This is a genomic window from Microcoleus sp. Pol1C5, from assembly GCF_036701115.1.
Lineage (GTDB): Bacteria > Cyanobacteriota > Cyanobacteriia > Cyanobacteriales > Microcoleaceae > Microcoleus.
Genome location: NZ_JAUBQE010000065.1, coordinates 24,106 through 37,789, shown reverse-complemented (window position 1 = coordinate 37,789; position 13,684 = coordinate 24,106). Strand labels below are relative to the sequence as shown.

Genomic DNA, 13,684 nt, shown 5'->3' with positions numbered 1-13,684 from the left:
CGACCACATTGGACACAAATGTGATTCTGTTTTCCTTTCTTCTTGCCGTTTTTACGGATATGGGTTGATTTACATTCTGGACATTGCATAAACTATTCCTTCTATTCATACTCTAACTCAGCAACGCCAAGAAATTTATGTTAGTGGCTCTATCCCTTCTAGCCGTAGGAAATATACGCGACCGGAGCTGTCGCCCGCTACGATTGTGACTCCATCAACAGCAATAGCGCAAGAGTTGATCGCACTTTCACCAGTAAAGCTGGCAATGACATTTTTTCTTGTTAAATCCCAAACTTTGAGAGTGTTGTCCGATGAGCCAGAAATTGCCCTTTTGCCATCCGCAGTCATGGCGACTGCGTTTACCGAGTTACTGTGACCTTTGAGAGTAAACTCTTCTTTTCCATTTGTTAAGTTCCAGACTTTGAGAGTGCTGTTTCTTGAACCAGAAATCGCCCGTTTCCCATCAGCAGTGACTGCTACCGCATTTACTAAGTAGGCTGGAGCTTCGAGAGTAATTTCTTCCTTTCGAGTTATTAAATCCCAGACTTTTAGCGTGTAGTCCAATGAAGCAGATACCACCCGCTTGCCATCTTGGGTGACGGCTACTGCACTTACCCAGTCCCTGTGACCATTGAGAGTAAACAGTTCTTTTCCAGTTATTAAATCCCAAACTTTGAGAGTGTTGTCTCTTGAGCCAGAAATTGCCCTTTTGCCATCCTTTGTGACGGCTACTGCATTGACCCAGTTGTTGTGACCTCTAAGAGTAAACAGTTCCTTTCCAGCGGTTAAATCCCAGACTTTGAGGTTGGTGTCCGAGGAACTAGAAATCGCCCACTTCCCATCAGCAGTGACTGCTACCGAATTTACCAAGTAGTTATGGCTTTCATAAGTAAACAGTTTCTTTCTAGTGGTTAAATCCCAAACTTTTAGCGTGCTGTCCGAGGAACCAGAAATCACCTGCTTCCCATCCTCCGTAATAGCGACTGCATTTACCGAGTAATTATGACCATAATAAATAAACTCTTCCTTTTCAGTTGTTAAATCCCAAACTTTGAGAGTGCTGTCTCTTGAAGCAGAAATCGCTCGCTTCCCATTACGAGTAATAGCGATTGCATTTACCGAGTAACTGTGACCTCTGAGAGTAAACTCTTCCTTTCGAGTTATTAAATTCCAGGCCTTAAGCGTATTGTCTCGTGACCCAGAAATCGCTCGCTTCCCATCAGCAGTAACGGCTACCGCATTGACAGAATAGCTGTGACCTTCAAGAGTAAATTCTTCTTTTCCAGTTGTTAAATCCCAAACTTTGAGGGTTTTGTCATCTGAACCCGAAATCACCCGCTTCCCATCAGTAGTGACTGCTACCGCATTTACCGCCTTGCTGTGACCTTTGAGAGTAAACTCCTCCTTTCGAGTCATTAAATCCCAGACTTTAAGAGTGGTGTCTGATGACCCAGAAATCGCTCGCTTCCCATCAGTAGTGACGAAGACCGTATTGACTAAATAACTGTGACCTTCAAGAGTAAATTCTTCCTTTCTAGTTGTTAAATCCCACACTTTGAGAGTGTTGTCCGATGAGCCAGAAATTGCCCATTTTCCATTCGCAGTCATGGCGACTGCGTTTACCGAGTTACTGTGACCTTTGAGAGTAAACTCTTCTTTTCCACTTGTTAAGTTCCAGACTTTTAGGGTGTTGTCTTTTGAGCCAAAAATCGCCCGCTTGCCATCAGCAGTGACTGCTACCGCTTTTACCAAATAGCTGTGACCTTCAAGAGTAAATTCTTCCTTTCCAGTTGTTAAATCCCACACTTTGAGGGTTTTGTCATCTGAACCCGAAATCACCCGCTTCCCATCAGCACTGACTGCTACCGAATTTACTGAATTGCTGTGACCCGTAAGGGTGCATAGTAGTCCCCTGCGAGGAGGGGTTAAGCAAGCTGTCAAAGGACGTAACCAAGGTAATGCTTTCCACTCTTTTGCTAGTTCTTGCATTGCCTGAATTGCAGGAATGTTAAAGTGCAGCAAGCGACCTAACAATTGCCCAGCCAGTTGCGTTTTATCTAAACCCCAAATATCGCCTGACATCCATATTACTGCTTGAATCAAGTTTAGGACTTTCGCTTTTTCTCGGTTGTATTCTGGGTGAGTTACTGCTTCTAAGTCGTCTACTAGATTGAAATCATCAAGGAGTGTTTGTACTCCAAATTCAGGATGCTGAATCTTTGCCATCAGGAAGTTAAAATCAGTAAGTTTTTGATAATACTTTTCTAAATGACCTGACTTGACATAATTTGGCAGTAAGCTGCCCAGATAAGCACGTTGATAGGAAAGTGGTTTGGTCGCTAACTTGTCAGCAAATTCTCCCATCTTACGCCATCCCCTTTTCTAAATACTCAGCAATCCCTTCGAGTCGCAGGAAATATACGCGACCGGATGCGTCGCCCGCTACGATTGTGACTCCATCGGTGCTGCAGCGCAACAGGCGATGGAGCGTAAGCGTGTTTCTTGAGGTCTACATCAGTTTGATTTTGAGGAAAAACCGGGACAACTAACCACAAGCCGTTCAAACTCTACAAGTTGCGCCTCGCCGACAATTGCCAGAAACTTAGCCAGGGTAAGTTTTCCGGTAGCGAAGCGTTTGTGTGGTTTTTTATTGACTGTCAGAACTCGGCTAAGTTTCTGGCCTCAATTCCATCAACTCGCTTATCCGTTCGCGCACTACGGCATCCTCCCCTTCGAGCCAAGCGGTGATTGTGGCAGCCGAGTAGCGAGTCCCCGGTGCACCCCAGCCATACATCTGTGTAATCAGGGTTTGTAACCGTTCGGGGTAGTATTCAGGCCACCAAATCCGGGCAATATCTCGTATCTTTTCGGCATCCTCTGGCGCTATTTGTGCGAGCTCCGGTTCCGCTAATTCCTCTGCTGGTGTGGGTTCGGGCGCTAGTTGCTCCGGTTTCGGTTTGGGGGGATTGTCGCCCAGTGCGATCGGCTGCGCCGATAGCGAATCAGTTGGCGGCCGCTCGCACTTAGCTTGCTTTAGAAGCTTCCCAATTTGCCGATATTCCTCTTCAGAAAGCTGGGTCTTGATTTTTTCCTTGAGTTCCAAGTCGCTACCCCAAACCGCTTCGACCTCCGACCAAGTTTGAGCGATTTTTGCTCTTTCGACTAATTCAGAGATGTCATTTTGCAGGGGTGGCAACTGTGCCCACCGCTCCGGTTGAGCGCTAACTGTAGTTACTGTAGTCAAAAGTTTTGGCGTACTGTAGTCAGCCTCCATCCCTTCTAGCTCTACGTTTGAGCCTACTGTAGTCACTGTAGGTGTAGTTGGAGATTGGTTTTGTAAATCCAGTAATTGATTATTTGATTTTTCTGAAGACGGCGAATCAGTGACTACAGTGACTACAGTAGGTCTTAAAACCTTATCCTGTAAGGATTCCAACTGTAGTTTTTCTTTTTCTACAGTGTGACTACAGTTGACTACAGTTGCATCACTGTCTGTAGTCAGAGTAAATAACACGGATTTTTTAACTGTGGTCACTTTCCCGTGCTTCATGGCCTCAAGTTGGGCAAACCATTCTTTTACTTGCTGAGATGTAATCTTGAGTTTGTAGTCGAAACTGTTTTGAGCGTCGCGTACACTAACTGTCCCTCCCTTCTTTCTTGCTAAAGAAATAATTTTGTCTAAATTAGGAGCAAGCGCTGTCGGGTCGCAAAGTTCCAGATTTACACTCAAAGCTTGGCTTGTGGTGTACCCAACCCACTTGATGGCAGCTTGTACGGTTTCAGCAGAAATGATTTCAGGAATTTCAATACCCCTGAATGCGCTATCAATGCAATGTAAAATAGTTGCCACTTTCCCTACTTTCTCAGGAGCTTTACCAAGCATTGCTCGCATCCCTTGTTTGGGATGATTAATCCGTTCACGCTCGCATTGATTGTTGTAAGCAATGAATGTTTTTCGGGCTTCCTTATCTAGTTGGAATTTTTGAGCAGGTAGCGGGTCTAACTGTTTGTACAAGGCTGCCAGCATGGGAGTTATATCCACGTTGGGAGCATCCTCAAACAACTCTGTAGCAGCCAGTGGTTGTTGTACAAAGTCAAATCGCGCAAACTTGCCGTTATCGTCACTGCCATCTTTGAGAAATTGCGCCAATACCTTCGGCTGAATATTTCCAAAGATTGATAATCCAATTTTGCGAGCGTTGACAGTTAAACCTTCAGCTCGCAACACAGCAGCCCCACCGCCACTCCAATATTCGAGTAAATCTTCTTCATCTGAACCCTTCCCACCTCGGTATTGGTTGGCAGATTTGAAAGTACCCGCAAGTTCATCAGCTACCCAGAGCAAAGATTGGTCTGGCATCCTTGCCGCTTGTTTTGGGATGGATTCACCAGTTGCGGTTGTTATGTGATAAACTCTTTGGGCTGGTGGCTTAGGCATCAAGCCTTTATTAGGTTTTTTGCTCTCTTTCCAAAGATTAAGCTCCTCCTCATAAGCAATCTTCGCAGCATCAAATGCTTGGATACTGGCATCAATTAATTGCTCCATTGGCTCGCTAATAACTGCCTGTTTAACCGGAGTTTTTTTCTGCGAACTCTCTGCTATTGTTGCAGCATTATAATTGGGACAAACTTTGAAGTTAGTCTGAGGGTAAAGCATCGTGCTGGTACCTGGTTTCAAAAGAGCTGAAACTTGAGTAAGGAGAGCCAGCACGTAGCATTCAGGTTTGATGTTGAGTGTTTTCGCTAATCTTATAATCGCCTCTGCTAGCCCTTTAGGAAGGATTTCTAGCAAATTTAATTTTACAGATTGTGCCGTGAGTAATTGATCAAGGTCGGTCGCTATAGCATCCTGGTTGACTTCTTGCTCTAATTCCTCTTCTCTTTCGCGGTAAATTCTCCAAATTTCTGTATGAGGTTGCCGATACTTTTGAGAAAGATCCGCGACTTTGAGAGTTAGTTCAGATTTTTTGAGGTCGGATTCTAGAAGTGTCTCAATTTCTATTGCTAGCTCAGAAATAGGGGGAGTAAATCGGGGGTGAGTGATAACATTTGAGATTGGCTTCGGAGCGTTAAAAAATTTCTTCTCTCCCACCACCGCGAGTACATCCTTTGCACTCAAATTTTGGCTCTCTATCCAATCCTTAATGTCCAATCCCTGACTTTTTTGTGGATTGTTCCAAGCTTTCGATTCGGGGTAAGGATAAAGCCATTGAGCCTCTGGGAAGTGTTCACCAACCTTCATCGCGTCCTTAATCCCTGGTATATCCCGGTCAACGACAATCACGACAACTTTTGCACCATCTAAATCGCTTGTGTCAGTGTTGCACCACTTACCCATGCCGCCGATGCTGGTAGTGGCGGCCAACCCTAAAGCCCAAAGAGCATCCGCACACGATTCTCCGTCAACGACACAAATCAGCTCACCTTTTGCAATTGCCCCTCGGACTTCTGCGTAGCGATAAATGGGAATCTCAGAACGGTTAACCTTGTTTTTTTCCTTATCCTTGCCTAAATTGGACAGCCAGCAGCGTTCTTTGTCTTTGTCCCACCTTTCTTGCTCAAACTTCTTCTTTCTGCCATCGCCAAAATCAATTCGTTTGACCCTGACAAGTGGCGAACCGTCTCGCGCTGGATAGTGGTAATAAGTAGTGTTGGCTGGGCGGATGGGTTTTTTCTCTTGTGATGGCGCGTAGTAAATTTTGCCATCCTTATCAGATTTCGAGGTCGCTTGCCAGCCAGTAGCGGGCGGTTGATCGCGGTTGCAAACAGATAGATCGCCGATAGAGTAACACCAGTCGGGTTTGCCACAGTGGGGGCAAGGATTGTCCCTGGTTACAGGAAGAAGATCGCGGGTGCTTGAAGATTGACTGAAGTTAGCTACCATGACGCCACCACCGCGATCGCTTCAAAACCGATAGTAGGAAATTCCCGATTAAGCGCCGTAGTTAGGGGGGATTGAGCTAGGATTGAGTCATAGACGAAATCGAAAGGGCATTTTACGCTATTGATAGCGTTAGAATTCACAATTTGCTTGATCGTACCGCTACTGCTGGCGTTAGCATCAACCGTTAAAACAACGCCCAAAAAGCGCTTTATTGTTTTTTTCTCAATGTATGGCATACTAGGAATAGTCGGCGCTCTTATTTTTTGGAGACCGATTTCTGAATTGTGGACTAACGATGTCGCCTCTCCTGCAAAGTTTGACGACAACATTTACACGCAAATTTACTCTTACCGGAGAAGCACTGAAAGCCTATGCTGCCAGTGCTTCTTTGTTGTGAGATTGTATTTTTGCGTCGGCTCGAATGTATTTATCCAAGCGTTCTAAGTATAGCCAGATCGCTTCTTCAAAGAATCCCAATCTTGATATTCCCCAAGATCTGGCATATTTGTCAGCTTCTGCTATAAGTTCTGGAGATAAAGCTAATCCGACTCTGAGCTTTCTAGTGCTGGGTAGCATAAGGTATTTCTCAACATCAATAAATTTATCATACACGCCAGAAGTCACCGTGATCGAGAGTTCGCCGCTTTTGACAATATATTTGTACCCTAAGTTTTGTTTTAGTCTCAGTTTGATTGTGTTACGAAATCAAACTTGAAAAAAGTCTAGCTTATTCAAAAGCTCAAAGGCTTTTGGAACAAGGATTTGCAATACCAAGGCTCTTAGCCAGCTAATAAATATAAGTTCTTGTATTAGTAAAAAAAAATTGACCTACTAACTTAATTATATAATTCGGCTGCGTCCCATACTTTGGCAGATACCTTCAAACCGATTTTCATGCAGCATCCCACCATACCGTGTTTATCCTGCAACCGCTTAATTTTGGACGTATTTTGTGTTATGGAGGCGAAGTGGCCGTCAATGAAGCGCTCGACAGATCTTTCATCGTGAATAGAGAGATTTTTTTTTACAAATGAAAAAAAAGTTTTACAGCTACCTGGGAAAGGGCAATCGGACACAAGCTAAAAACAAAGTTGATTATTTCTTTAAATTGCGCCCTGCTGAAGACGATCGCCAAGAAACCTAGAGCCACTGTATTGTGGTTGTATGGGGCAAAGGGAATGACCCATTGCTGATTATCAATTAGCTATTACCCATCGTGAAAAAAGTCCTCCGATATCCGCCGGGGGATTTTTGCTTTTAGGGGCGGGGCGATCGGCTGTCTCTACAACTCAGAAAAGCCCCCTTTTATAAGGGGAGTTTATTCCTAACACCCTTGAGATGCGAAGTCTCAGGCTCCTCAATCATCTCTAAAATAGCCTCGATATCTGCAAAATCGGTCTTAGATTTCTTTCGCTTCGCTTTCAATCGATTAAAAAATTGGTTTACTCATTGCTGGTACTGTACATCATAACAGCGAGAACCGCTGTATCAGCAGCGAGGCGGGTTTTAATGTGGGGTATGAAGGGGGCGACAAAATTAGTTTGCACAAGCAAGTGCAGCCCCGCCTGGTACAAGCTTTTATTTTACGCGAGCTCGTCCGAATGACGAACAATTGTAACCAGCTCAGGATTGAGAGCTTTTGGCTTGGTTCAAGCGCTCGTCACCAATCGGGAGTTTCTTGGGCCGCGGAGTCTGCTTGGGCTTGTGAGAGTTGGTGAGGGGGCAACGGATTTTCTCGGGTTGGGGAAGCTAAATCAGGATATGTGATTTTCCTGACGTAAGAAAGGGTAGAGAGTGCAGAGACAGCGCCGCGTACTTGGTCGGGTCGCACTTCTAAGTATTTCTGCAATTGTTCGAGGTTGCGGTGGCCGCTGATTTCTTGAATAATCCGCAATGGGATACCCGCGTTGCTCATCTGTGTAAGCGCCGACCTTCTGAGGCTGTGGGTGGAAGCGCCGATGATGCCGACTTTTTCGCAGGCTTCTTGGAATAGATGAGAGGCGGCTTCCGGGTTCGCGTGTTTCCAGCGGTGATTGAGGTGGCGGCTGGGGAATAGGTAGGGGTGTTCGGGATGTGAGTAGGTTTCTAACAGCAGCCTCAACTCTTGAATGATCGGGATAGTGCGGGTGCCGAGCTTGCCTTTGGTGTTGCCCTTACGGATAATCATTTCTGAGCGAATAACATTCGCCGGGGTAAAGACATCGATGACTTTCAAGCTGCAGGCTTCGGCAATCCGACAAGCGGTGTACAGGCAAACTCCAAAGAGGGCGCGATCGCGCTCCGTCTGTAAACCTTCGTTAAATAAGAGTTCGATTTCTTGTTGCGTGAGGATTTTGGCTTGTCCGTGTCCCTCTATCTTCATCTTGGTGTATACCGACCCGACACTTGAGAGTTTGCCGCAAATACTGCATTGCTGCATCCGTCGGGGGTATTTCTTAATGCGGCGGTTCACAAGTCGGCAAGTTTTGGCAGGGCGATGGCTTCGGGGGTTTAATATGTTTGGTTAAGGATACAAGCGCTGCGGTTGATGCGACCCTGGGGAGCTGTAAACCCCAACTTTTTGCCCTTTCTGGAATTTTGCGCTTGGTTTCATCGAAGAATTTATTGTTGCTCGGGCGCGCGATCGTTGCACTTAATCGCAATTGCCGGGTAACGCTCAAAAACTCTCGGCTCCACGCCTAATTAATTCGTGCGATCGTCTAGCCGCAACAAGAAACTGATATCGGCCAGCCTAACTTTTCCAGCCAGCCGCAGCCCAATATTCTCTCTGTTTACACTCGTTTAACCTAAAACGAAGGAATTCTCATATTGCGGGAATATAAATGTATCGTTACTAAGACTGCTGCGCTCTCAGTTTTGCTGATTTCACCGGGGTAATGTATCGTTACTAAGACTGCTGCGCTATCAGTTTTGCTGATTTCACCGGGGTATTGTCTGCCCACTGTCGCTGTTTGTTGACGTGAGAGTGTTACCTACAAGGGATTGTACCGTTCTTAGCAATAATTTTTTGTTTAAGTCCTGTTAGCTGTAGCGATCGGCTAAATCTCTGGCTGCTTGTCGGTGTTTTTCTACCAAACTCGGCGGGGAAAGCACTTGGGCGCTATCCATATATCTGTTCACCCACAGACTAAATTCGTTCAAGGAGCGATAGGGCAAATCGATTTGATAATCCACATAAGCCACTTTGCCAAAACTATCCCTCGGGCCTTCTTTAATCTTTTGTCGCGGATGCCGTCGATCGCCCTCTAGAATAAATCCCACTACTTCCTCGAAAAACCGCACCTTCACTTTTTCTAACTTCAGCGTACCCTGCAATTCAGCCTGCTGTTGCTCTGGATTGCCTAAGAACAACCCCCAGCCGTTTTTTAACAACTTTTGAGCTATTTTCAAACGTTGTCCTTGTACAGCTAAGCCGCGCTCTTCTGCATTGATAATTTCGCAGTAGTCGGTAAAGCGATTGACCCGTACTACCTTCAAGTGTCCGTTGTCGTAATCTTCGCAAATGAGATACCAGGCGATATCGTGATAAATCAGTTGCAGGGGCCAGATGCGCTGGAAACCGACCTGACCTCTACCGTAATAATCGCTTTGGCGGTAAAGTTGTAGCGCCTGACCTCGAACAATGGCTGTTTCTACGATGTCTAGTTTGTGAAATAGGGTATTGCGATATTCTTGGCGAGCGAGCATTTCTACAGGATCGGTGTAAATAATGGCACGGTTCAGGTGTTCGCGAACCGGATAAAACAATTGACCTTTGAGTTCGATATCTAACCCGCGCAACAGTTTAGTGAGTTTTTCACAAATTTGGCGGGCTTGGGGATTTCCCTGATATTTGGCAATAGATGCTATTGCTTGAAATGCGAATAGTAGTTCTTCGCGATTCATTGCGCCGGTGCCGAGATAATAGCCGAAGCGATACATTCGTTTGTCGAGGATTCCGTAGCGGCGCAAAGTTTCTAAGTCTTTGCGGATAGTGGGAGTTGCGGGATAGTTTTCGGGAAATTCGATGTTGAATTCGGCGGCAATTTTCTGCAATTGAGATTGCACTTCTAGCAAAGCGTCGTGATATTTAGTGTCGGAGGCTTCTGTGTCGGAGTGGCCGATGCCCGGATGGTTTACTAATGTGGCGATGAGGAGCATGATGCGATCGAACGTTAGTTTGTCGGCGTAGGGGTGAAGGATTGGTTTTTTTGCCATGAGGGGTGTATGGGGTAACTTGAGGAAAAGTCAAGTAAAAGACAATATTGACATAAAAAAATATAAATGTCGGAAAGCCTTTATTTACACAGGTTTAGCTTTTGAAAATAGTTTGATAAATATTGTGAATTTGGAGACGTGAAGCTGGCTCGGCTGATATATTGAGTGGAGTAGAACTTAAGCAGTTAGCGACTGGGGACACTACCAGCAGCATTCAGGTGGGCAATGCCCGCCTTAAAATTGAATTTATGTCTGCATACACTGCGATCGCCTTTGCCCCCGTTCAAGGCTTTATCGAGAAATCCCGCAAACTCCGAGATTTATTTGGAGCTTCACTCATTCTGTCTTATCTGAGTTATAAGCTAGTAAAGCAAGCCGAAAAATCAGGTTTAGATGTCATTTCTCCCGGTTCCCCGAACATCCAGAAAGGAATGCCCAATCGGATACTGCTGAAAGGGGAAGGGGAATTTTCCAGGAATGACGTGACGAATACTCTTCAAAAGTCATGGCAAGAAATATTAAATGAATGTCGAGTTTGGATAGAACGAGAAGTACCTCCTAAAGAGCAATACTTTTGGCAGCAAGAGTGGATGCGATGGGGTTTGTATACTTGGGAGATATTTTGGGGACACGGAGATTCAATAGAATCTGCGATGAAGAATTTAGAAACTCGCAAATTGCGTCGCGATTGGACGGCTATTAACTGGATTGGCGAGAGTTCGAGTTTGACTGGCACGGATGCGATCGCCTGGCCCCGTTTAGGTTTGGAACATCGAGAACCAGGGCGGCTACTATCCGATACAGAAAAAGCTGAACTTAAGGATTTCTATCAGCGTCTCTCCTGTGTCTTAGAAAATCTTCCCCCAGATGGCAAACCCGAAGGAAAATTTCTTGCACCTAATGAAAGATTGAGCATTCCTGAGTTAGTCAAGCGGTTAGTTACTCGCGACGAAGATATTGCCAGAAACATTGGGATATCTCCGCTTGAAGCAGGGTTTAGCGATATTATTCGTGAACCAGAACACTGGACTGGATGGTTTATGGGAGATGGCGACAGAGTTGGCAAAAAACTTCAGGACATTGCTCAAAAAGAAGGAGATGAAGGTCTAAAGAAGTTCAGCGAAGCCATGCGGGTTTGGGGGAGAAATTTTATCAAAAATTTCCCCAAAGACCAAGGGCGGATTGTTTATGCCGGTGGTGACGACTTCCTCGGTGTAATTTACAGTAGCCAACCCGAAAAGCCCCCAGAACCTATAGAGGCATTAGAATGGTTAATGGGATTGTCCGATGAATGGAAAAAGCACGGACAGGATATTAACCTAAGTGTTGGTTTTGTTTGGGCGGGTCATAGTGTGCCACAGCGAGATATTCTTCAACACTGTCGAGAAGCCGAAAAACTGGCGAAAAGTTTGGGGCGCGATCGCCTTACAATTCGAGTAGTTTTTAACAGCGGTCAATTTGTGCAGTGGACTTGTCCTTGGGATTATTTGCACATTCTCAAACAATACAAAGACCGCGACGGCAAAAGCTGGGAGCAAAAGCCGAACTGGAGTCATGTTTACAAGGATTTAGCTCATCTCAAAAATCGTCATGCTATCAGTTTTAATTCCCAGGAAAATAGCGCAGATGATGAATTAGCTTTAGCTCTTTTTCAACTTTACTTTCATGACAAGAATAACTTAGAAAAAAACTGGAAGCACATCGTCGGCGATTACCCAAATCCAGAACAATCCAAACACATTATTTACTGGATTAGTGACCTAATAAATGTCGGATGGCAGCTATGTTCAAATATCTCATCACTATAAGTCCTTTAGGATTTATGTACGGGAGTTCTGGCGGATTTTTATCGCCCGAAAATCTAGTCGGACGTTCTGGAGCAAAATTCCCTCCCGAAGCCGCTACTCTCTCCGGTCTATTTTTTAGCGCCAACAAAGTTAAGTCCTATATTTCTCCAAAAGAACTTAGTGATAATTTGTTTGTCGCTGGCCCCTTCTGGGCAAAATCAGATGATCCTGAATACTTTTACGTCCCCATTCCCTGGCACAAAATTATTTCTAAAAAAGGCGTGGATGAATGGGAAATGAAATCTGGGAAATGGCATCGCGAATCCGAAGATTTAGATCCGGAGTATAGCTGGCAGACGGTGAATTCTTGGAATAATTCACCTGCTGTCATCAAGAAAAATGGTGATGTTGCTGATACTCCTTGGAAATACGTCCCTATCTTGCATCCTAAAACAAAAGATGACGAACGCTGCACCTTAGCAGAAGATGGTTTGTTTCTGGAGAATGCCGTGCAGATGGATGATGAATGTTGTCTAGTTTATCTCTCAACTCATCGTTTAGCAGATGGTTGGTATCGGTTTGGTGGCGAAAATCATCTGGTGGAAATCAACAGTATTGAACTGCCTGATGACAGCCCGATCGCCAAACTGTTACGCCAACCTATTCAGCGCTCATTTGCTTTGATAACACCGGGGATTTGGGGCTCTAACAAATTTTCATTTCGGTATCCCAAAAATGAAGATTTTTCCAAAAAACGACCGGAGATGCTTACAGATAAACCCATTTCCTATCGCTACCGCGCAAAAGGACAAATAGGACGGGGACGCTATGCAGTTCCTCCCGGAACTGTCTATCTTCTCAGAGAACCTTTAGATAAAACTTGGTGGGAATTTCTTGAAAATTGGTTTCCCAAAGAAGGTTTTAGCCTGAAACAAGTTGGATGCGGTTTGTGTTTGCCAATTGAAATTCAAGGAGTTGAATAATGTACAAAAAAGCTTACGGTATTATTGAAACTCTTGCTCCTGTTCATGTGGGAGCAACGGCTGGTGAAGAAAGTGGCAACTTAAACTTAATTTTCCGCGACCAGTTTACCCAAACGGGCATTATTCCCGGTAGCTCGATTCGGGGAAGATTGCGATCGGAAATTCGTCGCAGTCTGGGAGAACCGGAAGCTAATAAATGGTACGGTCAAGAAGCAGAATCGGGGAAGCCAGACAGTACCACGGAGTCTGTAGTTAAGTTTGAATACGCTTCGTTGCTGTGGTTGCCAGTATTTTGTCCCGGTCAACCAATTGTCTGGGTAACTTGTCCTCGTTTACTGAAACGCTATCAACGAATTGCTGGAGATTATGTCAAACTAAAAGATGGTACATCCCTCAAATCAGCAAAAATTCCAGCTAATTATACAGGTTCTCAAACCTTAAAAGCTCTCGACGTAAATGGTAAACCAAAACTGTTTTTCAACTTTGGGTTTTTGACAGTTGAGAAAACTCAGGATTTATCTGCTTGGTTTCCTTTAGGAGAGGAATTCCCATCCGTTGTGGTCGCTGACGATGAAATTGCCATGATTCACGATATGGCTTTATATCGTCAGAGTCGAGTGGCCTTAGACAAAGAGGAAAAAAAGGCTAAAAAAGGAGCTTTTTTTAATACTGAAGCTTTGCCAGAAGGCACAATTTTAGTATTTCCGATCGCCCTCAAAGAAAACCAAGAAAAATGGCAACCTTTTGGCGCGTCTACTGGCACAGACATCTATCTCGGCGGTTTAGAATCAATTGGTTTCGGTCACTGCTATCTAACTTTAAAGGAGGTATAA

The 13,684-nt window shown here is 44.9% G+C and carries 10 protein-coding genes; 3 read left to right on the top strand and 7 right to left on the bottom strand.

Features of this window, described 5'->3' with window-relative positions; all coding sequences use genetic code 11:
• The 7 genes from QUA23_RS27145 to QUA23_RS27115 all read right to left on the bottom strand — a co-directional run.
• The coding region (locus tag QUA23_RS27145; protein WP_445243525.1) for a transposase-like zinc-binding domain-containing protein at nucleotides 1-89 on the bottom strand (89 nt) is incomplete at its 3' end.
• A gap of 46 nt (nucleotides 90-135) precedes the next feature.
• A complete protein-coding gene (locus QUA23_RS27140; RefSeq protein WP_333078905.1) occupies nucleotides 136-2,364 on the bottom strand; it encodes a WD40 repeat domain-containing protein in 2,229 nt (742 codons plus the stop codon).
• 304 nt (nucleotides 2,365-2,668) lie between these two features.
• Nucleotides 2,669-5,884 carry a DUF3987 domain-containing protein gene (locus QUA23_RS27135; protein WP_333078904.1) on the bottom strand — a complete coding sequence of 1,072 codons (3,216 nt, stop codon included), beginning with the start codon at nucleotides 5,882-5,884 and terminating at the stop codon, nucleotides 2,669-2,671.
• Nucleotides 5,878-6,120 carry a hypothetical protein gene (locus tag QUA23_RS27130; RefSeq protein WP_333093949.1) on the bottom strand — a complete coding sequence of 81 codons (243 nt, stop codon included), beginning with the start codon at nucleotides 6,118-6,120 and terminating at the stop codon, nucleotides 5,878-5,880. Before QUA23_RS27130 ends, QUA23_RS27135 begins: the two co-directional genes overlap by 7 nt.
• Before the next feature lie 133 nt (nucleotides 6,121-6,253).
• Nucleotides 6,254-6,460 carry a hypothetical protein gene (locus QUA23_RS27125; RefSeq protein WP_333078902.1) on the bottom strand — a complete coding sequence of 69 codons (207 nt, stop codon included), beginning with the start codon at nucleotides 6,458-6,460 and terminating at the stop codon, nucleotides 6,254-6,256.
• 1,084 nt (nucleotides 6,461-7,544) lie between these two features.
• Nucleotides 7,545-8,246 carry a tyrosine-type recombinase/integrase gene (locus QUA23_RS27120; protein WP_333078901.1) on the bottom strand — a complete coding sequence of 234 codons (702 nt, stop codon included), beginning with the start codon at nucleotides 8,244-8,246 and terminating at the stop codon, nucleotides 7,545-7,547.
• Nucleotides 8,247-8,905: 659 nt separating this feature from the next.
• Nucleotides 8,906-10,081, bottom strand: a complete 1,176-nt coding sequence (locus QUA23_RS27115; protein ID WP_333078900.1) for a WYL domain-containing protein — start codon at nucleotides 10,079-10,081, stop codon at nucleotides 8,906-8,908.
• 248 nt (nucleotides 10,082-10,329) lie between these two features.
• Between QUA23_RS27115 and QUA23_RS27110 the strand changes: the two genes are divergently transcribed.
• The 3 genes from QUA23_RS27110 to cmr4 are packed head-to-tail and all read left to right on the top strand — an operon-like array spanning nucleotide 10,330 to nucleotide 13,684.
• Nucleotides 10,330-11,889 (top strand): Cas10/Cmr2 second palm domain-containing protein, encoded by a 1,560-nt coding sequence (locus QUA23_RS27110; protein WP_333078899.1) that lies wholly within the window; start codon nucleotides 10,330-10,332, stop codon nucleotides 11,887-11,889.
• Nucleotides 11,856-12,851: a CRISPR-associated protein gene (locus QUA23_RS27105; RefSeq protein ID WP_333078898.1), complete on the top strand. Its 996-nt coding sequence runs from the start codon at nucleotides 11,856-11,858 to the stop codon at nucleotides 12,849-12,851. Before QUA23_RS27110 ends, QUA23_RS27105 begins: the two co-directional genes overlap by 34 nt.
• Nucleotides 12,851-13,684, top strand: coding sequence for a type III-B CRISPR module RAMP protein Cmr4 (cmr4, locus tag QUA23_RS27100; RefSeq protein ID WP_333078897.1), 834 nt, complete (start codon nucleotides 12,851-12,853; stop codon nucleotides 13,682-13,684). Before QUA23_RS27105 ends, cmr4 begins: the two co-directional genes overlap by 1 nt.